The organism is Streptomyces sp. NPDC060366, from assembly GCF_042725135.1.
Classification (GTDB): Bacteria; Actinomycetota; Actinomycetes; order Streptomycetales; family Streptomycetaceae; genus Streptomyces.
Window position 1 is genome coordinate 287,730 of record NZ_JBHXDC010000003.1, and the last position, 23,449, is coordinate 311,178.

Annotated in this window: 19 protein-coding genes and 1 pseudogene; 8 read left to right on the forward strand and 12 right to left on the reverse strand. The window is 69.7% G+C overall.

From position 1 onward, the window contains the following. Positions 1 to 6: 6 nt before the first annotated feature. The 4 genes and pseudogenes from ACFWHU_RS10250 to ACFWHU_RS10265 all read right to left on the reverse strand — a co-directional run. A pseudogene (locus ACFWHU_RS10250) lies at positions 7 to 1,063 on the reverse strand (catalase); the annotation flags it as partial. Positions 1,064 to 1,254: 191 nt separating this feature from the next. Then, on the reverse strand, positions 1,255 to 3,192 hold the full coding sequence (locus tag ACFWHU_RS10255; protein WP_385791104.1) for a SpoIIE family protein phosphatase: 1,938 nt from the start codon (positions 3,190 to 3,192) through the stop codon (positions 1,255 to 1,257). A gap of 475 nt (positions 3,193 to 3,667) precedes the next feature. Continuing rightward, on the reverse strand, positions 3,668 to 4,342 hold the full coding sequence (locus ACFWHU_RS10260) for a DUF402 domain-containing protein (RefSeq protein WP_385791102.1): 675 nt from the start codon (positions 4,340 to 4,342) through the stop codon (positions 3,668 to 3,670). Positions 4,343 to 4,480: 138 nt separating this feature from the next. Then, positions 4,481 to 5,866 carry a class II fumarate hydratase gene (locus tag ACFWHU_RS10265; RefSeq protein WP_387224595.1) on the reverse strand — a complete coding sequence of 462 codons (1,386 nt, stop codon included), beginning with the start codon at positions 5,864 to 5,866 and terminating at the stop codon, positions 4,481 to 4,483. A 106-nt stretch (positions 5,867 to 5,972) separates the two neighbouring features. Here ACFWHU_RS10265 and ACFWHU_RS10270 point away from each other — a divergent pair, with 106 nt between their 5' ends. Beyond that, positions 5,973 to 7,523 carry a ricin-type beta-trefoil lectin domain protein gene (locus tag ACFWHU_RS10270; protein ID WP_387224596.1) on the forward strand — a complete coding sequence of 517 codons (1,551 nt, stop codon included), beginning with the start codon at positions 5,973 to 5,975 and terminating at the stop codon, positions 7,521 to 7,523. A gap of 74 nt (positions 7,524 to 7,597) precedes the next feature. Here the strand turns inward: ACFWHU_RS10270 and ACFWHU_RS10275 are convergent, their stop codons facing one another. Continuing rightward, positions 7,598 to 9,289 (reverse strand): fumarate hydratase, encoded by a 1,692-nt coding sequence (locus tag ACFWHU_RS10275; protein ID WP_387224597.1) that lies wholly within the window; start codon positions 9,287 to 9,289, stop codon positions 7,598 to 7,600. Positions 9,290 to 9,687: 398 nt separating this feature from the next. On the opposite strand from ACFWHU_RS10275, the gene ACFWHU_RS10280 reads away from it, so the two are divergent. Together ACFWHU_RS10280 and ACFWHU_RS10285 are read left to right on the forward strand one after the other, a co-directional pair. Continuing rightward, complete coding sequence (locus tag ACFWHU_RS10280; RefSeq protein WP_385791093.1) at positions 9,688 to 10,353, forward strand: DUF1707 domain-containing protein; 666 nt, start codon at positions 9,688 to 9,690, stop codon at positions 10,351 to 10,353. A 269-nt stretch (positions 10,354 to 10,622) separates the two neighbouring features. After that, positions 10,623 to 10,997 carry a WhiB family transcriptional regulator gene (locus ACFWHU_RS10285; RefSeq protein ID WP_385791091.1) on the forward strand — a complete coding sequence of 125 codons (375 nt, stop codon included), beginning with the start codon at positions 10,623 to 10,625 and terminating at the stop codon, positions 10,995 to 10,997. A gap of 125 nt (positions 10,998 to 11,122) precedes the next feature. Here ACFWHU_RS10285 and glpX read toward each other — a convergent pair whose 3' ends face one another. Then, positions 11,123 to 12,154, reverse strand: coding sequence for a class II fructose-bisphosphatase (glpX, locus tag ACFWHU_RS10290; protein WP_078075286.1), 1,032 nt, complete (start codon positions 12,152 to 12,154; stop codon positions 11,123 to 11,125). A gap of 122 nt (positions 12,155 to 12,276) precedes the next feature. On the opposite strand from glpX, the gene ACFWHU_RS10295 reads away from it, so the two are divergent. Beyond that, on the forward strand, positions 12,277 to 12,867 hold the full coding sequence (locus ACFWHU_RS10295; RefSeq protein ID WP_385791089.1) for a DUF4245 domain-containing protein: 591 nt from the start codon (positions 12,277 to 12,279) through the stop codon (positions 12,865 to 12,867). 109 nt (positions 12,868 to 12,976) lie between these two features. Here the strand turns inward: ACFWHU_RS10295 and ACFWHU_RS10300 are convergent, their stop codons facing one another. The 4 genes from ACFWHU_RS10300 to ACFWHU_RS10315 form a co-directional block, all read right to left on the reverse strand. Further along, positions 12,977 to 13,567 (reverse strand): malonic semialdehyde reductase, encoded by a 591-nt coding sequence (locus ACFWHU_RS10300; RefSeq protein ID WP_385791087.1) that lies wholly within the window; start codon positions 13,565 to 13,567, stop codon positions 12,977 to 12,979. A gap of 202 nt (positions 13,568 to 13,769) precedes the next feature. Continuing rightward, complete coding sequence (locus ACFWHU_RS10305) at positions 13,770 to 14,027, reverse strand: exodeoxyribonuclease VII small subunit (protein WP_385791085.1); 258 nt, start codon at positions 14,025 to 14,027, stop codon at positions 13,770 to 13,772. 96 nt (positions 14,028 to 14,123) lie between these two features. After that, entirely contained in the window at positions 14,124 to 15,332 is a 1,209-nt protein-coding gene (gene xseA, locus ACFWHU_RS10310) for an exodeoxyribonuclease VII large subunit (RefSeq protein ID WP_387224598.1), read from the reverse strand. 123 nt (positions 15,333 to 15,455) lie between these two features. Continuing rightward, positions 15,456 to 16,982: an APC family permease gene (locus ACFWHU_RS10315; RefSeq protein WP_387224599.1), complete on the reverse strand. Its 1,527-nt coding sequence runs from the start codon at positions 16,980 to 16,982 to the stop codon at positions 15,456 to 15,458. Between the two features lie 85 nt (positions 16,983 to 17,067). Between ACFWHU_RS10315 and ACFWHU_RS10320 the strand changes: the two genes are divergently transcribed. Then, complete coding sequence (locus tag ACFWHU_RS10320) at positions 17,068 to 18,096, forward strand: 4-hydroxy-3-methylbut-2-enyl diphosphate reductase (protein ID WP_385791079.1); 1,029 nt, start codon at positions 17,068 to 17,070, stop codon at positions 18,094 to 18,096. A 34-nt stretch (positions 18,097 to 18,130) separates the two neighbouring features. Next, positions 18,131 to 18,877 carry a polyphosphate--glucose phosphotransferase gene (ppgK, locus tag ACFWHU_RS10325; RefSeq protein ID WP_385791077.1) on the forward strand — a complete coding sequence of 249 codons (747 nt, stop codon included), beginning with the start codon at positions 18,131 to 18,133 and terminating at the stop codon, positions 18,875 to 18,877. 66 nt (positions 18,878 to 18,943) lie between these two features. Here the strand turns inward: ppgK and ACFWHU_RS10330 are convergent, their stop codons facing one another. After that, positions 18,944 to 19,468: a DUF6542 domain-containing protein gene (locus ACFWHU_RS10330; protein WP_387224823.1), complete on the reverse strand. Its 525-nt coding sequence runs from the start codon at positions 19,466 to 19,468 to the stop codon at positions 18,944 to 18,946. A gap of 369 nt (positions 19,469 to 19,837) precedes the next feature. On the opposite strand from ACFWHU_RS10330, the gene ychF reads away from it, so the two are divergent. Beyond that, on the forward strand, positions 19,838 to 20,926 hold the full coding sequence (ychF, locus tag ACFWHU_RS10335) for a redox-regulated ATPase YchF (protein WP_242570574.1): 1,089 nt from the start codon (positions 19,838 to 19,840) through the stop codon (positions 20,924 to 20,926). A gap of 245 nt (positions 20,927 to 21,171) precedes the next feature. Next, positions 21,172 to 22,611 (forward strand): ATP-binding protein, encoded by a 1,440-nt coding sequence (locus ACFWHU_RS10340; protein ID WP_387224824.1) that lies wholly within the window; start codon positions 21,172 to 21,174, stop codon positions 22,609 to 22,611. Positions 22,612 to 22,815: 204 nt separating this feature from the next. Here the strand turns inward: ACFWHU_RS10340 and ACFWHU_RS10345 are convergent, their stop codons facing one another. Further along, positions 22,816 to 23,370, reverse strand: a complete 555-nt coding sequence (locus tag ACFWHU_RS10345; protein WP_387224600.1) for a hypothetical protein — start codon at positions 23,368 to 23,370, stop codon at positions 22,816 to 22,818. Between the last annotated feature and the right edge of the window lie 79 nt (positions 23,371 to 23,449).

Sequence of the window (23,449 nt, forward strand, 5' to 3'; positions counted from 1 at the left end):
GGTCGTTCAGCCGCCGTTGACCTTCCCGGCGATCCGGTCACCGACGTTCTTGTCGATGTTGCGCCAGTACTGGAGCGCCCGGTCCAGGACCGGGCGGGTCACGCCCTGGAGCAGATGGCCGGCGACGTTCGACACGAGCCGGTCGCGCTGCGCGTCGTCGAGGACGTTGCGGACCTGGGTGCCCGCCTGGCCCCAGTCGTCGTCCTCGCGCCGCTTCGTGTACGCCTCGCGGACCATGTCGCCCGCCGCCGCCCAGCCGGCCGGGTCTCCGTAGTTCTGCGTGTCGGCGGCCGGGCCGCCGTACGAGTTCGGGGCGTACGGCATCGCCGCGTTGGACGCGACGTACCGCATCGGGCCGTCCTTGGCGTACGAGTTCACCGGCGAGTGCGGCCGGTTGGGCGGCAGTTGCGCGTAGTTCGGGCCGATCCGGTACCGGTGGGTGTCCGGGTACGAGAACAGCCGGCCGAGCAGCATCTTGTCCGGGGACGGACCGATGCCCGGAACCATGTTCGACGGCTCGAAGGCGGCCTGCTCGATATGGACGAAGAAATTGTCAGGGTTCGTGTTGAGCGTCATCCGGCCGACATCGATCAGCGGGTAGTCGCCGTGCGGCCACACCTTCGTCAGATCGAAGGGGTTGAAGCGGTAGTCGGCCGCCTCCTCGAACGGCATGATCTGGACCTTCAGGCTCCAGGTCGGCGCGTTCCCCGACTCGATCGACTCGTACAGGTCCCGGCGGTGGTGGTCCGCGTCCGAGCCCGCCATCTCGTCGGCGTCCGCCTGGCTGAGGTAGTCGATGCCCTGGTCGGTCTTGAAGTGGTACTTGACCCAGAAGCGCTCACCGGCGGCGTTCACCGACATATAGGTGTGCGAGCCGTAGCCGTTCATATGGCGGAAGGACTTCGGGATGCCCCGGTCGCCCATCAGCCATGTCACCTGGTGCGCGGACTCGGGGGACAGGGCCCAGAAGTCCCACTGCATGTCGTTGCTGCATCTCGGTGCGCCTGACCGGCTGGAAGAGGTCCGCCTTGGTGAACTGGCTCACGTCGTCGGTCACTTCGAACCGCTGTCCTCCCGTGGCGCGGGATTCCCGCCGCGGGAACCCCTATGACGGGAGAGAACTCGTGACCGGGTCGACCCCCAAGGCGCCGTACACGACCTGCCCCGGTCAAACCCGCCGACACATCGTCGGCAACATTTGACAGGAGTCCTCGCGGAGGGCCGGAACCACACCGGAACCGGCCCCGCGCCGCCCTACGGACGCGTCGAGATCTCGAACCAGACGACCTTGCCGGTGGACAGCCGCGTCGCGCCCCAGCGCCTCGCCAGCCGGTTGACCAGGAACAGGCCCCGACCGCCCTCGTCGGTGTCCCGCGCCCGGCGCTGCCGGGGCAGCTGCGGCGAGTCGTCGCCCACCTCGCAGCGCAGCACGTCCGTACGCAGCAGCCGCAGGGTGACGGGCCGCTCCGCGTACCGGACCGCGTTGGTCACGACCTCACTGATCAGCAGCTCGACGGAGTCGCTCAGCTCCTCCAGACCCCACCGCGAGAGCGCCCGCCTCGCGAGCCGCCTGGCCCGTCCCGGCGCCGCGTCCTCGGGCTCCAGGAACCAGTACGCGACATCGCTCGGCGCGATCCCGTCGAACCGGGCGGCCAGCAGCGCGATGTCGTCGTCGCGGTCGCCGGGGCCGAGCACGTCCAGCACGTCGTCGCACAGCGCCTCCAAAGGAGGCGAGTGGTCGGGGCCGGTGAGCTGGGCCGTGGCGGCGAGACGCTCCCGCAGCTGCTCGATCCCCGTCCACACGTCCCGCAGCCGGGACTCCACGAGACCGTCCGTATAGAGGAGCAGCGTGGCGCCGGCCGGCGCGTCCAGCTCGACGGCCTCGAAGTCCACCCCGCCGACACCGATCGGGGCACCGGGCGGCACCCGCAGCACCTCGGCCCGGCCGCCCAGGTGGAGCAGTATGGGCGGCGGATGACCGGCGTTGGCGATGGTGATGCGGTGCGAGACCGGGTCGTACACCGCGTACAGGCAGGTGGCCATCCGGTCGGTGCCCAGCCGCTGCGCCTGCTCGTCCAGGTGGTGCAGGACCTCCTGCGGCGGCAGGTCGAGACCGGCGAGGGTCTGCGCGGTCGTCCGCAGCTGGCCCATGATCGCGGCGGATGTCATGGAGTGGCCCATGACGTCACCGACGACGAGCGCGACGCGGCTGCCGGGCAGCGGGATCGCGTCGTACCAGTCGCCGCCGACGCGCGCGGTCTCGGCGGCGGGCAGATAGCGCGAGGCGAGCCGGACGCCCGTCGGCTGCGGCAGGCCCTCCGGGAGCATCGTGCGCTGGAGCTCGTCCGCGATGTACGCCTCGCGGCCGTACAGCACGGCCTTGTCGATGCCCAGCGCGGTGTGCGTGGCGAGCTGCGCGGCCACCAGCAGGTCGTTGGGCTCGAAGGCGGGACGGTCGGGCCTCCGCAGGAAGACGGCGGCGCCGATGACGCGCCGCCTGCCGCGCAGCGGGGCCAGGATCGCGCGCCTGCCGCCCGGAACGGTCATCTCGTCGCCGAGCAGCTCCGGCAGCGCCGCGCGGGCGGCGGCGGAGTCGCCGAAGACCGGCCGGACACCGCGCAGGACTTCGGAGAGCGCGCCGCCGGACGCCACCTCGCAGAGCTGCGCGGCGGGCATCACATCGGTCTGCGCGTCCAGGATCGGCACCCGGCCGCTCTCGGACTCCGGAAGCTGGATGCCCACGGCGGCGGTACCGACGGTGCTCTCGCCGTCCTCGTCGGTGAGCCGCAGCCGGTCCGTACGGCGCAGCCTCAGTACGAAGGGCGAGATCGGGCGCTCGTCGCCGACGGGCAGCGGGTCGCGCAGATAGACGAGTATCGCGTCGGAGAACGTCGGGACGGTCGCCCGGCACAGACCGAGCACGATCTCGTCCAGGTCGATGCCCCGCGCGATACGGCGGGTGGCGGCCCCCACGAAGCGCAAGCGGTCGCCCTCGCGGCGCGCGGCGCCCACGGGGTCGAGCGGGGGCGACGCCGAGGGCACGGAGGCCTGCGCGGACGCGGGCGTGGGCGCCGACGGCACCGAGGGCTGCGGTACGGCGGTGGCGGGAGCCTCCTGCCGCGGCCGGGTGCGTTCCTGGGACCGGGCAGCCACGGGCTGCCGGCCTTCATGGGAGGTGGGATGCTCCGTCACGCGTGGGATTCCGTCCGTCCGGGCCGGTGGTGCGAGACAACCGATTCGACTGGCGATGCCACCCTCGTCCAGGGTGCCCCGGGTCTGTCCCCGCAAGGGCCGTCGCAGCCGGTCACCGGGACCTTCCGCCGGAAGCTTCCCGCGCGGGCGCCGAGGGCGCGAATGCCAGGGCGGCAGGCGTCCTGCATGGCTCCCCCCTCGTCGATGGTCCAGCGGCTGATGTGCGGCTGTCCTGCGGCTGTCTGCGGCTCGTTGGTCGTGCGAGTCGTTCTCGCGTGCGTCGTACGTCGTGAGGCTCGGTGGTCCAGCGATATGACTTTAAGTCAGCTCCGCTGCCCCGCCTGCGCGTTGGTCCGGCGCAGCCTCGCGGAGGACGATCCTACGTTTGAACCCCCGGGGCGCATCAAGGGTCTCACGACGTCGGTGAACCCGTCCCGGTGATCACCAGGTAGGTGCGGTCACCTGCCGTTCTGCCTCATCTGGTCCGGACCTTTGCCGGTTCGGGGGCGCGGTCCCAGCCCTCCGGCAGCTCGGGCACCGACCACCGCGGGTCGGGCCGCCAGTTCTCCCAGCCCTCGGAGAACGGCGCCCCCCACGCCTTGATCATCTCGACCGCCGCACTCCCGGCCTTCCGCACGCGCAGCGCCTGGCGGGCGTCCAGCAGTCCGACCCGCTGCGCCTCGGCGAACTCGTCCTCGTCCCGCCACAGCCAACTGCGGTCCGGGTAGACCGAGATGTCGAGGAAGTGGTCCTCGGAGTCGATGCCGCCCGCCCAACGAAGGCGCGGCTCCTCCAGGTTCACGTACCAGCTGCGGAACTCCCAGCCCTGTTCCCAGAACAGCCAGATCGACCACGGCTCGTCGGGCCTGGCCAGCTTCAGCACACCGGTGCCCTCCCAGTGGGCACGAGCCGTGCTGCGCGGCGCCGTGTACCGGGTGGCGAGGGGTTCGTGGTGCACGGGCGTGCCGTCGGCCAGCACCGGCTTCACGCACTCGGTGCCCGGCGCCATCCACACGGCCAGCAGCTCGTCGGTGTCCTGGACGACGGTCACCGGGCGGCAGATGTGCACATGGCCGGAGCCGTTGTCCCGGTAGCGCCAGAGAATCCGCTCGCCCCGGTCCCAGTGTCGAATGCCGTCCGCTCCTGTCATGCGCAGATCTTAGGGCGGAGGTGGCGCGGGCGCTGTGAGGTGCGCCCGGACGGCTCGATCTTGTCGGTCCCGATCACGGCCGTCCCCGCCCCGATCACGGTCGTCCCCGGCCCCGATCGCCCGGCGTCCGGACCACTCTCACGGGTGCGTCATCCGCAGGACGTCCAGCGCCTCGTCCAGCTGCTCCAGCGTGAGATCGCCGCGCTCCACGTATCCGGAGTCCAGCACCACCTCGCGGATCGTGCGCCGCTCCGCCAGCGACCTCTTGGCGACCTTGGCCGCCTCCTCGTAGCCGATGTACTTGTTCAGCGGGGTGACGACGGACGGGGACGACTCCGCGTACAGCCGGGCCCGCTCCACGTTCGCCGTGATGCCGTCGATGGTGCGGTCCGCGAGGAGCCGGGAGACGTTGGCGAGCAGCCGTACGGACTCCAGGAGGTTCCTGGCGATCACCGGCAGCATCACGTTCAGCTCGAAGTTCCCCGCGGCGCCCGCGGTGGCGATGGTCGCGTCGTTGCCCGTGACCTGGGCGGCCACCATCAGGACGGCCTCCGGGATCACCGGATTGACCTTGCCCGGCATGATCGACGAGCCGGGCTGGAGATCGGGCAGATTGATCTCGGCCAGCCCGGTGCGCGGCCCCGACGCCATCCAGCGCAGATCGTTGGAGATCTTCGTGAGCGAGACGGCGACGGTACGCAGCTGGCCCGAGGTCTCCACGAGCCCGTCGCGCGAGCCCTGCGCCTCGAAGTGGTTGCGGGCCTCGGTCAGCGGCAGCCCCGTCGTGCGGGCCACCTCGGCGATGACGGCGGCCGGGAAACCGGGCGGGGTGTTGATGCCGGTACCCACCGCCGTACCGCCCAGGGGCAGCTCGGCCAGTCGGGGGAGAGCCGATTGCAGCCGCTCGATCCCGTACCGGACGGCCGCCGCGTAACCGCCGAACTCCTGGCCCAGCGTGACGGGCGTCGCGTCCATCAGATGCGTACGCCCCGACTTCACGACATCCGCGAACTCCTCGGCCTTGCGCTCCAGCGCGGCGGCGAGATGGCCGAGCGCCGGGATCAGATCGGCGGTGACGGCGGCCGTCGCGGCGATGTGGATGCTGGAGGGGAACACGTCGTTGGAACTCTGCGAGGCGTTGACGTGGTCGTTGGGGTGCACGTCACGGCCCAGGCGCTCGGTGGCGAGGGTGGCGATGACCTCGTTGGCGTTCATGTTCGACGAGGTGCCCGAGCCGGTCTGGAAGACGTCCACCGGGAAGTGCTCGTCCCAGCGGCCCTCCGCGACCTCGGCCGCAGCGCTCCGTACCGCCTCGGCGATGTCCCCGTCCAGCACGCCGAGTTCGGCGTTGACGGTGGCGGCGGCGGCCTTGATACGGGCCAGGGCCTCGATGTGGGCGCGCTCGATGGGCCGGCCCGAGACGGGGAAGTTCTCCACCGCCCGCTGGGTCTGGGCGCGCCATTTGGCATCAGCGGGGACCTGGATCTCGCCCATGGAGTCGTACTCGGTGCGGTAGCTCGTCATCGTGGTCGTACCTCCTACAGAAGTTGAGCAATTGTCTTGTTCGGAGTGTTCCCAAGCCTCCTACCCGCCAGTAAAAACCCCTGGTAACACTGAGATCGGGGAGGCCATGCAACGTACGAGACCCACGTTCCGAAGTACCGTCGCCACGCTCGCCGCATTCGCGACCGTCGTCGGCGGACTCGTCGCACTTACCCCCACGGCCCAGGCGTCCGCCCCCACCGGCGCGCCCGCCTCCGTCCGTGCGTCCACCCCGCTGCCGCCCGCCCTGGAGGAGATACGCGCGGCCGAGGCCACCCGCCTCTACGGTTCCCCCGCCGAACGGCCGCTCGACCAGCGCAGGACCGGGCTCATCTCGCTCGGCGACAGCGAGATCTCCGGCGAGGGCGTCGGCAACTACGAGCCGGGCACGAACGGGCCCGACAACTGGTGCCACCGGTCGCCCGACTCGGCGATCCACCGCACCGGGATCGCGGCGGACGTCACGTACAACGTCTCCTGCTCCGGCGCCTCGACCGTCAACATCCGCGTCGGCGGCACGGCGCAGTTCGCCGACGAACTCGTGCAGAGCGACAGCCTCGCGATCAAGGCGCGCAACACCAGGATCAAGATGGTGCTGCTGGTGGCGGGCGCGAACGACGATCTCCAGTTCGGCCCGGTGATCACCGACTGCGTGCTGCGCTGGTTCACCTTCCAGGGGCCGTGCGTCAACAAGTACCGGGCCGGCTGGCAGGCCCGGGTCGACGGACTCGTACCGAAGGTCGAGTCGACCGTGGCCGACCTGCGCGGCGTCATGCGCGACGCGGGCTACGCCGACGGCGACTACAAGCTCGTGGTGATGGGCTACCCGGGCCCCCTCACGCCCGACTACGGCGACAATCCCCACTTCCCCGGCAAGATCCCCGGCGGTTGCACCGGCTACGACGAGGACGCCGCCTGGGCGCGCGACGGCGCCGTCCCCGCCTTCCAGAGCGGGGTGCGCAGGGCCGCCAAGAACTCGGGCGCGGTGTACCTGGACAACTCGCGCCTCTTCCACGGCCACGAGGTGTGCACGGACGACGACTGGGCACGGGGGCTGTTCATCGACATCGGCAACCCCTTCCCGCCGGACGCGAATTCGGCCCGCCAGTCATTCCATCCGAACGCCGCCGGACATGTCGCCTTCGCCTCGTGTCTGACCCAGCTCTACGACTCGGGCCTGAACGAGGCGAGTTGCGCCGATCCGGCGAGCACGGGGCGGCCCGTTCTCCAACCGGGCGCCTGGGACGACGCTTTTCAGCCATTGAAGAACGCCGGGACCGGTACCTGCGTCGACGTGACCGCGTCGAAGACCCGTAACGGATCCAAGATCACCGGCTACGGCTGCAACGACGGGCGCAACCAGGGCTGGTGGTACGACACCGGCACGGGCGCCGGCGCCCGGTCGCTGCACAGCGAGCTGAGCCACGACCGCTGCGTCGACGTCCCGTCAGGGACCTACCGCGCGGGCACCGCGGTCACGCTGTGGGACTGCCACGGCGGCGAGAATCAGAAGTTCGTACGCGAGGCGGGCACCATCCGTCCCGCGTCGGCGGGCACGCTCTGCCTGACGCTGGCCTCGGCGCAGGACCCGCTGCGGCTCCAGAACTGCGACGGATCGGCGAACCAGCGCTTCGTCTGATCCATGGAACGGCGCACGCGCGTCGAAGCCCTCCGCGGACCGTGCGGAGGGCTTCGACGTGTACTGCCGGCCGGCTACGCGAGGCCGGGACCGCGCACCGGGATGCTGGTGAACGTCGGCGCCGGCGCGGGCTCGGTGAAGAAGTCGTTGCCCTTGTCGTCCACGACGATGAACGCGGGGAAGTCCTCGACCTCGATCTTCCAGACCGCCTCCATGCCCAGCTCCTCGTACTCCAGGACCTCGACCTTGCGGATGCAGTCCTGCGCCAGCCGCGCCGCCGGGCCGCCGATCGAACCGAGGTAGAAGCCGCCGTGGGTGCCGCACGCGTCGGTGACCTGCTTCGAGCGGTTGCCCTTGGCGAGCATGACCTTCGAGCCGCCCGCCGCCTGGAACTGCTCCACGTAGCTGTCCATCCGCCCCGCCGTCGTCGGGCCGAACGACCCGGAGGCGTACCCCTCGGGCGTCTTGGCGGGCCCGGCGTAGTAGACCGGGTGGTCCTTCAGGTACTGCGGCATCTCCTCGCCCGCGTCCAGCCGCTCCTTGATCTTGGCGTGCGCGATGTCGCGGGCCACGACGAGCGTTCCGGTGAGCGACAGCCGGGTCTTGACGGGGTGCCGGGTCAGCTCGGTCAGGATGTCGTCCATCGGCCGGCCGAGGTCGATCCGTACGACGTCGCTCTCGCCGCTCTCGCCCTTCTGCTCCAGATGCTCGTCGGTCGTGTCGGGCAGGAAGCGCGCCGGGTCGGTCTCCAGCTGCTCGAGGAAGACCCCCTCGGCGGTGATCTTCGCGACCGCCTGGCGGTCCGCCGAACAGGACACGGCGATCGCGACGGGCAGCGAGGCGCCGTGCCGGGGGAGCCGTACGACCCGCACGTCGTGACAGAAGTACTTGCCGCCGAACTGCGCGCCGATGCCGATCCGCTGCGTCAGCTCGAAGACCTTCTCCTCCAGCTCCTTGTCCCGGAAGCCGTGACCGGCGGGGGAGCCCTCGGCGGGCAGCTCGTCCAGGTAGTGCGCGGAGGCGTACTTCGCGGTCTTGAGCGCGAACTCGGCGGACGTGCCGCCGACGACGATCGCCAGGTGGTACGGCGGACAGGCCGCCGTACCGAGCGAGCGGATCTTCTCCTCCAGGAACTTCATCATGGAGGCCTCGTTCAGGACGGCCTTGGTCTCCTGGTAGAGGAACGACTTGTTGGCCGAGCCGCCGCCCTTGGCCATGAAGAGGAACTTGTAGGCGCCGCCGTCGGTCGCGTACAGCTCGATCTGCGCGGGCAGGTTCGAGCCGGTGTTCTTCTCCTCCCACATGGTCAGCGGGGCCATCTGCGAGTAGCGCAGATTGAGCTTGGTGTACGCGTCGTAGATGCCGTGCGACAGGGCCGCCTCGTCGCCGCCCTCCGTAAGGACGTTCTGTCCGCGCTTGCCCATCACGATGGCGGTGCCGGTGTCCTGGCACATGGGGAGCACACCGGCGGCGGCGATGTTGGCGTTCTTCAGGAGGTCGAGCGCCACGAACTTGTCGTTCGACGACGCGTCCGGGTCGTCGACGATCCTGCGCAGCTGGGTGAGGTGGGCCGGGCGCAGATAGTGCGAGATGTCGTGCATCGCCTCGGCGGCGAGCGTGCGCAGCGCCTCGGGGTCGACCTTGAGGAACGTACGGCCGTCGGCCTCGAAGGTGGAGACACCGTCGGCGGTCACCAGGCGGTACGGCGTGGTGTCCTCTCCCAGAGGGAGCAGATCGGAGTACGCAAACTCTGGCATTTCGGCCATTCCTCACTCGACAGACGGCGGCTGACCTTCGTCGGGCAGCGCGCCTCTCAGCGTAAGACGTGGCGCGCGGGCGGGCGGGGTGAGGTGAGACTCAGTAGGAGGCGGGCGCCGGGCCGGGGCGCGGTGCGCCGGGAGGTGGGCACTCGGCCAACACCGCCCGGTGGCGCCCCCGGTGCCTGGCGTCCGGATCTTGCCGGGCTCGCGTGCCCTGGCACGCACGCTCGCCGCGTTGTCGGCGGAGGAGGGAGGCATGGCTCAGCCATCCCTCCCTCCTCCGCCTTGCGATCGCACGCGCCAACGCGGACATCAGCCGCCGGCGCGGCGGGCGCTCCCCCATCCGGCCTGATCCGGACGCCAGGCCCTAGTCGCGATCTATCGCGTTTCGCTACTCTGTTGCCGTGGACCTCGAAAAGCACCCCCAGAAGCCGGTCGCGCCGGCGGAGCCCCACGCCGGTATCCGGGCCTCCGACGCCGATCGGGACCGGATCGCCGACATCCTCAGGGAAGCCCTCGCGCTCGGTCGCCTGGATGCCGAGGAGCACTCCGAGCGGATCGACGCCGTCTACCGCGCCAAAACCATGGGTGAACTGGAGCCGCTGGTCAGGGACTTGCCCGCGACGTCCACCACCGCCCGCCCCACCGCCGCGCACACCTACGGGCCCGACAACGAGACCGAGCCCGCCGAGTCCATGGTCGCGATCTTCAGCAGCTCGACCCGCAAGGGCCGTTGGCGGGTGGGCCGCCGTACGAACGCCTTCGCGCTCTTCGGGAGCATCGAGATCGACCTGACCGAGGCGATCTTCGCGCAGCGGACGACCGTGATCAACGCGACCGCCATCTTCGGCTCGATCGAGGTCCGGGTCCCGGAGAACATCTCCCTGCGCGGCGGCGGCACCGGCATCTTCGGCAACTTCGAGGTCAGCACGCTGGAGGGCACCGACGCGGACGCCCCCGTCGTGGTCGTCAACGGCTACTCGGTCTTCGGCAGCATCGAGGCCAAGCCGAAGCGCGGCAAGTTCATCGCGGATCTCAACAGGCGGCTGCGCAAACACCTGGGCCACTGACCCCTCGGGCCGTTGTCCGGCGCCGACCGGCAACCGGCCACCGGTCTTCCGGTTGTCGATCCGTTCCGCTTCGGGTTCCGCTTCCGGTCGGGGTGGACGTCACAAGGGCCATCGCCCCACCCGGGCCCACGTGTTCACTACGGCGTACGCCACTCCGTACGGCATTCCGCACGTCGCATCCCAGTGCCACTCAGTGCTTAGGCGTGCGCACAGCGGGTAGGGACTGCTGCATCGCCTCTCGCTCGCGAAGCCGTCGTCAGGAGTGGACCGTGCTGCCATTGCCGCATCAGCCCCTGCAGGTCGCCGCCGTACCGCCCCAGCGGAGTCCCGCTCGGGAGGATCAGGCCGGACCCTGGCATTCGGAGGCGGTGTGCCGCCGGGACGAAGCCGGATTGTTCTTCGCGCCGTCCAAGGAGCCGACGGCCGCGAGGCTGGCGCGTGAGGAGGCCGCCAAGCGGGTCTGCGCCCGCTGTCCGGTGATGGTCGACTGCCGGGAGCACGCCCTGCTTCAGCCCGAGCCGTACGGGGTGTGGGGCGGCCTTACCGCCGCCGAGCGCCGTGTGGTCCTCGCGCGCCGAAGGCGCCGTGAGGTGGAGCTGCGGAACGCGGCGTCGGCCTCGGGCCGCATGTCCGCGGCGGGCTGACCGCCCTCCCGTTTCCGTTCGGATGTGACCGGGGCGCCCCTGCCGCACATGAGGAGCGCCCCGGATTCACGCGTACCGAACACGGCGTACCGTCCGTCGCCGGCCGCGTATACGTACGCGTACCGCTACTTCGCGCGGTCGAAGTCGATCGTGCTGTAGGCGCGCAGTTTCGACAGCCGGTGCGTCGAGTCGATCTGCCGGATCGTGCCCGACTTCGAGCGCGTCACCATCGACTGGGTGGTCGCGGTCTCCGAGCGGTACCGCACGCCGCGCAGCAGCTCGCCGTCCGTGATGCCCGTCGCGACGAAGAACACGTTGTCGCCGCTGACCAGGTCGTCCGTCGACAGCACCCGGTCCAGATCGTGCCCGGCGTCGAGCGCCCGCTGCCGCTCGGCGGCGTCCTTCGGCCACAGCTTGCCCTGGATGGTGCCGCCGAGGCACTTGATCGCACACGCCGAGATGATGCCCTCGGGGGTGCCGCCGATGCCCATCAGCAGGTCGACGCCGGTGCCCTCGCGCACGGCCATGATCGAGCCGGCCACGTCGCCGTCCGAGATGAACTTGATCCGCGCGCCCGTCTCGCGGATCTCCTTGACGATGTCGTCGTGGCGGGGGCGGTCGAGGATGACGACCGTGACGTCCTGGGGGGACGAGCGCTTGGCCTTGGCGACACGGCGGATGTTGACCGAGACGGGGGCGTTGATGTCGACGAAGTCGGCGGCCTCGGGCCCGGTCACCAGCTTGTCCATGTAGAAGACCGCCGACGGGTCGAACATGGCGCCGCGGTCGGCCGCCGCGAGCACGGCGATGGCGTTGGGCATGCCCTTGGCGTTGAGGGTGGTGCCGTCGATCGGGTCCACGGCGATGTCGACCTCGGCGCCGGTGCCGTCACCGACCCGCTCCCCGTTGAACAGCATCGGGGCTTCGTCCTTCTCGCCCTCGCCGATGACGACGACGCCGTTCATCGAGACGGTGGAGACGAGGGTGCGCATGGCGTTCACGGCCGCGCCGTCCGCGCCGATCTTGTCGCCGCGCCCTACCCAGCGTCCGGCCGCCATGGCGGCGGCCTCGGTGACCCGTACGAGTTCGAGCGCGAGGTTGCGGTCGGGGGCCTCGGGAGAGACCTCCAGCGGGGACGGGAGCTGATGCTCGGTCATCGGAACGCACCTTTCTGTACGGCGACGGCCGGAATGAGGGTGCTGTGACTCTATCTGTACGTCGATAAAATGAGCAGAGGGGCCCACGTATGAGCATGAACCCTTGATGGGACCATAGGAAGGTGGCAGCGAAGCGAGGCAATCAGACGGTGCGGAGCATGTTCCTGTCGATGGCGGTCGTTGTCGCCGTCGCGGGGGTCTTCTACATGGCCAATCCGCACGACGAGAACGCGGATCCCCTCAAGGCGGTCGACTACCGGGTCGAGCTGGTGACGGCGCAGCGAGCCGCCCCGTACCCGGTGCTGGCCCCGAAGGGTCTCCCCAAGACATGGAAGCCGACATCCGTGTCGTACGCGCGGCAGAACGGTAACTCCTGGCATCTCGGCTTCCTCGACCCCGACCGCGAGTACGTGGCCGTGGAGCAGTCGACGGCGCCGGCGCGGAAGTACATCGCCGACGTCACGCACCACGCCGAGGACACCGGGAAGACCGCGCGGGTGGGCGGCGAGACCTGGCAGCGGTGGGAGGGGCCGAAGTACGACGCCCTGGTGCGGGCCGCCGACGGGGCGACGACGATCGTGACGGGTACTGCGCCGTACGAGCGGCTCGTCGAGATGGCGGAGGCGCTGGAGTCCGACAAGGCGCCGACCTCCGACTCCGGCTCCGACTCCGGGTCGGGAGCCGGGTCCGACTCGGGGTCCGGCGAGGCCTGAGCGCGTCGAGAGCGACGACGAGGTCTGAGCGGGTCGAGAGCGACGACGAGGCCGCCGTCCCGGGGAGGGGCGGCGGCCTCGTCGTGGTGTGTGGGAGGGACCCGGCCCCTCAGACGGTCGTGACGACCTCGTCGTAGGACCGGCGCGGGGAACGTGCGGACCAGGCGTCGTCGCCGGGCTTGCCGATGTTCACGACCATCAGGGGCGTGTGGTCGCCGTCCAGGAACTCCTTCTGGACGCCGGCGTGGTCGAAGCCGGTCATCGGGCCCGCGGCCAGACCGGCGGCGCGGATGCCGACGATGAAGTACGCGGCCTGGAGCGCCGCGTTCATACCGGCGTTCTGCTCGCGCACCGGACGCTGGGAGAAAATGGCGTCCTTGGCCGCGGGGAAGGCCGGGAAGAGCTCGGGGAGCTCCTCGTGGAACTCGTTGTCGGCGGCGAAGATCGCGACCAGCGGGGCGGTGGACGTCTTGGGCTTGTTGCCGTTGCTCATGTGCTGGACGAGCCGCTCGCGGGCCTCGGGGGAGCGGACCAGGACGACGCGCAGCGGCGTCTGGTTGAAGGCGGTGGGGCCGAACTTCACGAGGTCGTAGATCGCCTGGACCTGCTCCTCGGTCACCGGCTCGTCGGTGAACGTGTTGGCGGTACGGGCCTCGCGGAAGAGGAGGTCCTGGGTGGCGGAGTCAAGAACGAGGGACATCTGGGCGTACCTTCCGAACGGGCAGACCGATCAAATGATCGATCAAACGGCTCGGTCAACGTACGCCGGGATGTATTAACTTTCAACTAAAAGCGGGGCTCCGGTGACTCGTTTCACATGATGTTGACAATGGGGTCTCCGGAGACGACCGCCCGCTGCCCGATCGGACCCTGGGCCCCGGACAGGGCTCAGGGCCCCAGCCTCAGCCCCGGTCCTCGGGGCCGGACGCGGGCGCCGGGTCCGCCAGTGAGGCGTCGAGGCGGGCGCGCGCGCCGTCCAGCCAGCGGCGGCAGACCTTGGCCAGCTCCTCGCCCCGCTCCCACAGGGCCAGCGACTCCTCCAGGGTCGTACCGCCGGTCTCCAGACGGCGTACGACATCGATCAGCTCGTCCCGCGCCTGCTCGTAGCCGGGCGCGTCCGCTCCGGCGACCGCTGCTGTCCCGCTGTCCTTCTTGGCCATGTGATCCACCCTCAATACGGTCTGCGACAACGAATCGTCGAGGAAAATGCCTACGCCGTGCGGCTACGCCGTGCGGCTACGCCGTGCGCCTGCGGCTCATTCGGAGACCCGCACCGTGAACTCGCCCTCCGCCACCCTGGCCCGCAGCTCCTGGTCCGCCGAGATCTCCGCGGGGGAGCGGACGACGGCCCCGTCCGGCCGCTGGAGCACCGCGTACCCGCGCTCCAGCGTCGCCGCCGGTGACAGCGAGACCACGCGCGCCCGGGTGTGCGACAGCTCGGAGTCCGCGCGGTCCAGCAGATGCCGCAGCACCCGCCGACTGCGGTCGACCAGCGCGTCGATCTCGCTCCCGCGCTCCTCCACCATCCGCTGCGGGCGCTCCATCACCGGCCGGGCGAGCGCGTGGGCGAGCCCGCGCTCCTCCCGGTCGAGCAGCCCCTGCACCGTCCGCAGCGCCCGGTCCCGCAGCGCCTGCACGCGGTCCAGCTCCTCACCGACGTCCGGCACGGTCTTCTTCGCCGCGTCCGTGGGCGTCGATGCCCGTACGTCGGCGACGAGGTCCAGCAACGGGGAGTCGGGCTCATGGCCGATCGCGGACACGACGGGCGTACGGCAGTCGGCAACCGCCCGTACCAACTGCTCGTCCGAGAACGGCAGCAGATCCTCCACGCTGCCGCCGCCGCGCGCCACGATGATCACATCGACCTCGGGCAGGTCGTCCAGCTCCTTGACCGCCTGGACGACCTGATTCACCGCGTTGACGCCCTGTACGGCGGTGTTGCGCACCTCGAAGCGGACAGCGGGCCAGCGCCGTCGCGCGTTCTCCAGGACGTCCCGCTCGGCCGCCGACGCCCGGCCGCAGACGAGCCCGATCAGCTGCGGCAGAAAGGGCAACGGCCGCTTGCGATCTGCGGCGAACAGCCCTTCGGCGCCAAGGGACTTCTTCAACTGCTCCAGCCTGATGAGCAGTTCGCCGATGCCGACGGGCTTTATCTCGGTGGCTCGCAGCGACAGCTGCCCTCTCGGCGCGTACCACTCCGGCTTCGCGTGCACCACGACCCGCGCGCCCTCGGACACGACATCGGCGATCGCGTCGAAGACCTGCCGGTAGCAGGTGACGCTCACCGAGATGTCGTACGACGGGTCGCGCAGCGTCAGGAACACGACCCCGGCACCCGGCCTCCGCGACAGCTGGGTGATCTGTCCCTCGACCCAGACGGCGCCGAGCCGGTCGATCCAGCCGCCGATGAGGCGCGACACCTCACCGACGGGCAGCGGGGCGTCCGCGGACGTGTTGAGAGCCATGCCGTCGAGCGTATCGGCCGCCTCCGACAACACCGTCCATGCCGCGAGGCGCCCGCCTCGTCCCTACGGGACGTACGGGAGAGGGCATGCGTAACGGGACGTACGGGACAGGGCCGGCCGAACCTAAGGAGCCTTCTGCGTAAGCGCGCGACGACGCCACTGGACCGCCAGCACCACCAGCCCCACCGCCAGCCAGATCGCGCCCACCACCTGCGCCGACTCCGCCGCCTCCACGATCACCGCGACCAGCACACCGGCCCCGACCACCGGCGCCACCACATGCGCCAGGATCCGTGGCGGGCCCTCCATGCGCCGTACCGCGTACCACCCGACCACCGACGCGTGCAGCAGGATGAACGCCGTCAGGGCCCCGATGTCGACCACCGACACCAGATGGTCCAGCCCGTTGTCGTTCCTGGCCGCCCACACGGCGGCGATCAACGTCACCACCGCCGCGAGCAGCAGCGCCACGCGGGGCGTACCCGCGTTCGTACGGGACAGCAGCCGCGGCAGCCGCCGCTCCCTGCCCATCGCGAAGAGCAGCCGGCCGGCGGCGGCCTGTCCCGCCAGGGCGGCGAACGCGGCGCCGATCGCCTTGCTCACCGCGACCAGGTCGTGCAGCCACGTTCCTACGGAGGCGTCCACCGCGTCGTAGAAGGCCGACCCCTGCTTCGCCGGGTCGGCGGCCAGCTCCGCCGAGCTGAGCGGTTCGAGGAGGGCCACAAGATACGTCTGCGCCACGAACAGCACACCGGCGAGCGCCAGACACAACAGCACGGCCCGCGCCACCTTCCGCGAACCGCCCGTCACCTCCTCGGCGAACGAGGCGATCGCGTCGAAGCCCAGATACGACAGCACGGCGACCGACACCCCGCTGAGCACAGCCGTCAGCGAGAAGGTCAGATCGCCGGTGAGCGGTGACAGCCAGCCGCGCGTCGCGCCGTCCTGCGCGAGCACGACGATCGCCGACACCACGAAAATCACCAGCACCACGATCTCCATCGCGAGCACGAAGAAGCCGACACGCGCGGCGGCCCGTACGCCCCAGAGATTGAGCAGCGTGGTGATCACGACGGCGAGCCCGGTCCAGATCCACCGGTCTACGGAGGGCACCAGTGCCTCCATCGCGATCCCGGCGAAGAGATACGCGACGGCGGGGATCAGGAGGTAGTCGAGCATCGCCATCCATCCGGCGATGAACCCCGGCCCTTCGCCGAGCCCCTTGCGCGCGTAGGCGAAGACCGAACCGGCCTGCGGTGCGACCCGGATCATCTGCGCGTAGCTGAAGGCCGTGAACGCCATGGCGACGGTCGCGAAGACGTAGACGAGGGCCACGGCGCCGTGCGACTTGGCGTCCAGCGTGCCGTACACGCCGACGGGCGCCATGGGCGCGATGAAGAGGAGTCCGTACACGACGAGATCGCGGAATCCGAGAGTCCGCCGCAGCCCGCCCACGGCGTCCGCGCCCCCGCCGCTGCCCGCATCTGAGGGTCCGTCCGAACTCAAGTCGGGCTCCGGCTCCGGCCCGGGCTCGCGGCCGAAGCCGCCGTTGCCGCCACCCGTACGCCGGTTCGTACCGCCTGTGCCGCTCGTTCCGCCTGCACCGTCGCTGCCCGAACCGTCCGCATCGCCCGCACCGCTGTCGGCCATGGCGTCCCTCCGTCGATCACGTAGGCCCAGTCTCGGCCCGGCAGGCGATCTTCCGCCTCTTCTGGACGGCCTTACGATGGTGAGCATGACTGCTACGCCCAGCCCGTCGCCCGCCGCCACCCCGAGTGGAGACGCCGCGCGCCGCGCCGGCAAACGCGTCCTGCTCGCCGCGCCCCGTGGTTACTGCGCCGGCGTCGACCGTGCCGTGATCGCCGTGGAGAAAGCCCTGGAGCAGTACGGGGCACCGATCTATGTCCGCCACGAAATCGTCCACAACAAATATGTCGTGCAGACCCTTCAGAAGAAGGGCGCGATTTTCGTCGAGGAGACGGCGGAGGTCCCCGAGGGATCGATCGTCATGTTCTCCGCGCACGGCGTGGCCCCCGTCGTCCACGACGAGGCCGCCGACCGCAAGCTCGCCACCATCGACGCGACCTGCCCCCTGGTCACCAAGGTCCACAAGGAAGCCGTCCGCTTCGCCAACGACGACTACGACATCCTGCTGATCGGCCACGACGGCCACGAAGAGGTCATCGGCACCTCCGGTGAGGCCCCCGACCACATCACGCTGGTCGACGGACCCGGCGATGTGGCCAACGTCGAGGTGCGCGACGAGTCCAAGGTCGTCTGGCTCTCCCAGACGACCCTCTCCGTGGACGAGACGATGGAGACCGTCGACAAGCTCAAGGAGAAGTTCCCGCTGCTGATCTCGCCGCCGAGCGACGACATCTGCTACGCCACACAGAACCGGCAGATCGCCGTCAAGCAGATGGGCGCCGACGCGGAACTGGTCATCGTCGTCGGGTCGAAGAACTCGTCCAACTCCGTACGGCTGGTCGAGGTCGCCCTCGGCGCCGGCTCCCGCGACGCCCATCTGGTGGACTCCGCCGACGAGATCGACGAGGCGTGGCTGGAAGGCGTCACGACGGTCGGCGTCACCTCCGGCGCGTCCGTCCCCGAGATCCTGGTCGAAGGCGTCCTGGAGTGGCTCACGGGCCACGGCTTCGAAGACGTCGAGATCGTCAAGGCCGCCGAGGAGTCGATCGTCTTCTCGCTGCCGAAGGAACTCCGCCGTGACCTGCGCGCGGAGGCGGCCTCCCTGGCCGAGAAGTAGGGAAGCGTGGTCATCTCCCCGTAACGTTGCGTCCATGAACGTCTTCGGAGTGGACATCGGCGGCTCTGGCATCAAGGGCGCGCCCGTGGACCTGGAGCGCGGTGAACTGGCAGAGCCGCGCCACAAAGTGCTCACCCCGCAGCCGGCCACACCTGACGATGTGGTCGGCTGCGTCGCCGAGGTGGTCGAGCACTTCAACTGGTCCGGCCCGGTCGGCATCACCTTTCCCGGAGTGGTCACGGGCTCGGTCGTCCGTACGGCCGCGAACGTCGACAAGCGCTGGATCGACCTGGACGCCGGCGAACTGCTCGGCGACCGGCTGAATCTGCCCGTCACGATCCTCAACGACGGGGACGCGGCGGGGGTGGCCGAGATGACCTTTGGCGCGGGCAAGGGCCGGCAGGGCACCGTCTTCCTGCTGACCTTCGGTACGGGGATCGGCAGCGCGCTCTTCATCGACGGCAGGCTCGTCCCGAACACCGAGCTGGGTCATCTGGAGCTGAACGGACACGACGCGGAGAAGCACGCGTCGACGAAGGCCAAGGACGACCACGACCTGAGCTGGCAACACTGGGCACACCGGGTGCAGAAGTATCTGGCGCACCTGGAGATGCTGTTCTCGCCGGAGCTGTTCATCATCGGCGGCGGGGTGAGCCGCAAGGCGGAGAAGTTCATTCCGCTGATCGAGGACATCAAGGCGGAGATCGTCCCGGCGCAGCTCCAGAACAACGCGGGAATCGTGGGGGCCGCGATGACGGCCGCGGAACGCACGGAACACTGACCCGGACCGCCGGACGGGCCCTGAAGCCTGTCCGGCGCCTCGACACCCCCTGGTTCCTGTCCGAACCTAGCCCCGGCGCGCGACGGCGTTCGTGCCGCCGGTGCCCGCCTTCGCCCCGGTCTTCGCTCCTGCTCCCGCTCTGGCACCCGCACCCGCACCGGCGCCGCGGGCGGCGGCAGCATCACGTGCGCGCTGTCGGCGGCCCATCTGGCGGACCTTCCGTACGGAGGCGACGACCCCGGCGACGAGCGTGCCGCCGTACAGCCAGCCCGCCTGCACCGCCAGCGCGGTGACGACGGCCATCGTCTGCCCGCCGATGCCGCTCGTCCCGCCGGAGATCGGGAAGGTGCCGAAGGCGAAGGCGATCGGCACGCTGATCGGGGCGGTCACCAGATCGGCGGTCCGCACCCAGAACGCGGTCAAGGCGCTGACCGGGATGAACAGCACCCCGTAGACCAGGGGCTCACCGTCGAACAGCAGCTGGTCCAGGCACCCGATCACGAACATCGTCGCGGCGGCGAAGAGCCCGGCGCCCAGCCCGGTCAGCCGGGGATTCGGGAGTCTGCGCAGGGTGAGCACGACAGGCGGCACCCGGCGCCCGGTCGGTGCGGGAACCCGGTAGACGGCGGCGGTCTCGGTGACGGCGCCCCGCGGACGGAGAGGGCTCTGCGGCGGCCGCGGCCGGCGCTGGGGGGGACGTGTCCTGTGCTGCTCCACCGGAACAACCTAGGTCGCATGGGTGTCGGATTCAGGCGATGGACACGCCCTTTGGGCGACCTTGGCGTTGCGTTCGACGGTCGCTGGGCGTGTCGGGCCGACGGGTGCCGCCATCTGCCGTACCGACTGCCGTCGGCCGCCGGGACGACCCGCCCGTAAACTGGGGGATCGGTCCGCATCCGGGCCGTACCGGCCATCCGGCCGCACAAGCTCCGCCAGTCCTCACTTCAGGAAGTCGCCAACGTGTCGCTCACGATCGGAATCGTCGGTCTGCCGAATGTCGGCAAGTCGACCCTTTTCAACGCCCTGACCAAGAACGACGTGCTGGCGGCCAACTACCCGTTCGCCACGATCGAGCCCAACGTGGGCGTCGTCGGTGTTCCCGACCCCCGACTCGCCGTCCTCGCCAAGATCTTCGACTCCCAGAAGATCCTCCCGGCGACGGTCGACTTCGTCGACATCGCGGGCATCGTGCGCGGCGCCTCCGAGGGCGAGGGCCTCGGCAACAAGTTCCTCGCGAACATCCGTGAGTCCGATGCCATCTGCCAGGTCATCCGGGCCTTCAAGGACGAGAACGTCGTACACGTCGACGGCAAGGTCTCCCCGAAGGACGACATCGAGACGATCAACACCGAGCTGATCCTCGCCGACCTCCAGTCGGTCGAGAAGGCCGTCCCGCGGCTGACGAAGGAGTCCCGCCTCCAGAAGGAGAAGGTCGCCGTCCTGGCGGCGGTCGAGGAGGCCCAGAAGATCCTCGAAGCCGGTACGACGCTCTTCGCGGCGGGCATCTCGGCGGGCACGGAGAAGGGCCGGCTCCTCCACGAGCTGCACCTGCTCACCACCAAGCCCTTCCTGTACGTCTTCAACGTCGACGAGGACGAACTGGTCGACGAGGACTTCAAGAACGAACAGCGCGCCCTCGTCGCCCCGGCCGAGGCGATCTTCCTGAACGCCAAGATCGAGTCCGAACTGATCGAACTGGACGACGACGAGGCCCTGGAACTGCTCCAGTCCATGGGCCAGGAAGAGCCCGGCCTCGCCACCCTCGGCCGCGTCGGCTTCGCGACCCTGGGCCTCCAGACGTACCTCACGGCAGGCCCGAAGGAAACCCGCGCCTGGACGATCAAGAAGGGCGCGACGGCCCCCGAGGCGGCCGGTGTGATCCACACCGACTTCCAAAAGGGCTTCATCAAGGCGGAGGTCATCTCCTTCGCCGACCTGGTGGAGGCGGGCTCGGTCACCGAATCCCGCGCCAAGGGCAAGGCCCGCATGGAGGGCAAGGACTACGTGATGCAGGACGGCGACGTGGTGGAGTTCCGCTTCAACGTGTGACGGCTGACGTACCGCCACGCTGGCGGCCAGGCAAAACCGCAGGTCAGTAGGGGTCCGACTCTTCGGGGTCGGGCCCCTACGTGCTTGGTTGCGGACAGGGCTTCTGCGCTGGATCCCCGCAGCTCCCCCGGCGGGCATCTCGACCTTCCGTACCCGCCCGCCTTTGCGTTCGATCCACTGGGTCGCATGGTTTGAAGTAAGATTCAATCTACGTAATAATTTATCTACGTTGCATGGGAGTGGCGGTGGAGTTTCAAGGTCGGGTCGGGGATCTTGAGCTGCTGGCCCAGCAGTACCGGACAGTGGCAGAGGGTGCTGGCGCCACTCGAGGGCGGGCCGTGATCATGACGGGCCGTCGTCGAGTGGGGAAGTCACGGCTGGTTCAGGAGTTCTGCGATCGCTCGGGAGCGCCGTACGTGGTGTTCCAGGCCACCCGGGGGCGCAACCCTGTGACGGAACGTGCCGACTTTGCCGCGACCCTCGCGCAGTCGCTGTTGCCGGGGGCGGAACTGGTCGCCGGCCTTCAGCCGCAGGACTGGAACCAGGCCCTGCGCTCGCTTGCGCTCGCGGTACCCGATGACTCTCCCAGCATTGCGGTGATTGACGAGGTGCCCTGGCTGGTCGAGCAGGATCAGGAATTCGAGGGCGGACTTCAAACTGTCTGGGACCGGCACCTGTCCTCGAAGCCCGTACTTCTGCTGTTGGTCGGCAGTGATACCTCGGTGATGGAGGCACTGCAGTCGTACGGACGCCCCTTCTTCGGACGTGCGGCGAAAATGACCGTGCGCCCCCTGAACCTGGCCGACGTGCAGGAGATGACTGAACTCGACGCCGCTGCGGCCGTCGATGCCCAGTTGATCACTGGCGGGTTCCCCGAGATCGTGCAGTCGTGGCGGCCGGGAATGGATCTCACGGCCTTCTTGCGGGCGTCGGTTGCCAATCCTCTCTCGCCCTTGCTGGTGGCCGGCGAGTTGTCCCTGCTGGGTGAGTTCCCCGAGGCTTCGCACTCACGAGCCGTACTGGAGGCGGTTGGCAGTGGTGAGCGCACATTCAGCACCATCGCAGCCCAGGCGGGCGGAGCCGGCGCCCTGCCGTCGGGCACGCTTTCCCCGCTGCTGGCCATGCTGCAAGCCAAGCGGGTCCTGGCCGCTGATCTCCCCCTGTCCGTCAAGCCGGACACCAAGAACAAGCGATACCGGATCGCCGACCCGTATCTGCGGTTCTGGCTGGCCTTCCTGGCACGCGCGATCCCGCTCATCGAGCGTGGCCGTGGCGACTTGGCACTGGAACGCATCGAGCGGTCGTGGACCACTTGGCGCGGACGAGCGGTCGAGCCGCTGATCCGTGAGTCCTTGCTGCGTCTGATGCCCAATGACGAGTGGCCCGAGACCGAGGCCATCGGCGGTTGGTGGAACCGTCAGAACAACCCCGAGATCGACCTCATCGGTACAGACCGTGAGTCGGTGGCTCGGCAGGTGCACTTCGTCGGGTCGGTCAAGTGGCTGGAGACCCAGCCCTTCGGGCGCCATGAGTACGAGACCTTGGTACGTGACATGCTCGCCGTCCCCGGCACCTCTCCGGACACTCCTCTAGTGGCGGTCTCCCGCTGTGGGATGGCCGATGATCTGCCCCTCAAAGCATGCTGGGGGCCGGAAGACCTGGTACGGGCGTGGCGGCCCCGATAGTCGCGGAGCGGCAATGTGCTCCTTCTCGTATCGCGTGAAATGAGTGCGGTGGCGAGGCCCACCTCGGGCGGCATGGTGATCGATTACCACGGCATGCCGGGAAGTCGCGAGGTTCAGCCAGCACATCACCGTTCTTCGGCGGGGTGCCTCGTAGGCCGTTTGCCCGACTGTTGGTGGGCCTTGTGCGGCCCCACCAACGCGGGTTCAGGCGCGGGAGATGCGCCAGTCGGCGACGTTGACGGCGCGGTTGTAGTAGGCGTTGGTGCAGACGTCGTACTTGCCGCCGGCGGGGCCGCCGCCGTTGGTCTCCAGGAAACTGCCATTGCCGCCGTAGACGTTCCACAGGTGGACGGTGTCCCCGATGTGGACGTCGGTGTCCAGCGGGTCGGCGGTCTGGGCGAAGATCCGCCACTCGGCGGTACCCGTGCCGCGGTCGGCGCCCTTGGCGGTGAGGACGTCGTACTTGGCGCCGGCCTTCTTCTGCTCCGCTGCGGCGGGCCCGTTGGTGTCCAGGTAACTGCCGTTCCCGTAGAGGTTGCGCAGGGTGACCAGGTCGCCGCTGGCCACCGGGGTGCCGGTGGCCTTGCCGTTGCCGGAGGCGACCTCCCAAGTGCCGGTGCCCGGGCCCCGGGTCGGGCTCTCGGCGGTGGAGACCCCGTACACGCTGCCGGAGGCGTCGCTGTGGCCGTTGGTGTCGAGGTAGCCGCCGGCCCAGGTAGATCCGGCCGCCGCACTTGAGTGCTTCTGTTGCCGCAACATCGAAGCAGTGGGGCCAGTGGGGCCTTGAGGAACGGCCTCCGCTGGTTCCGGAACCGGTGGGACGGGGTCCCGCGTCTGT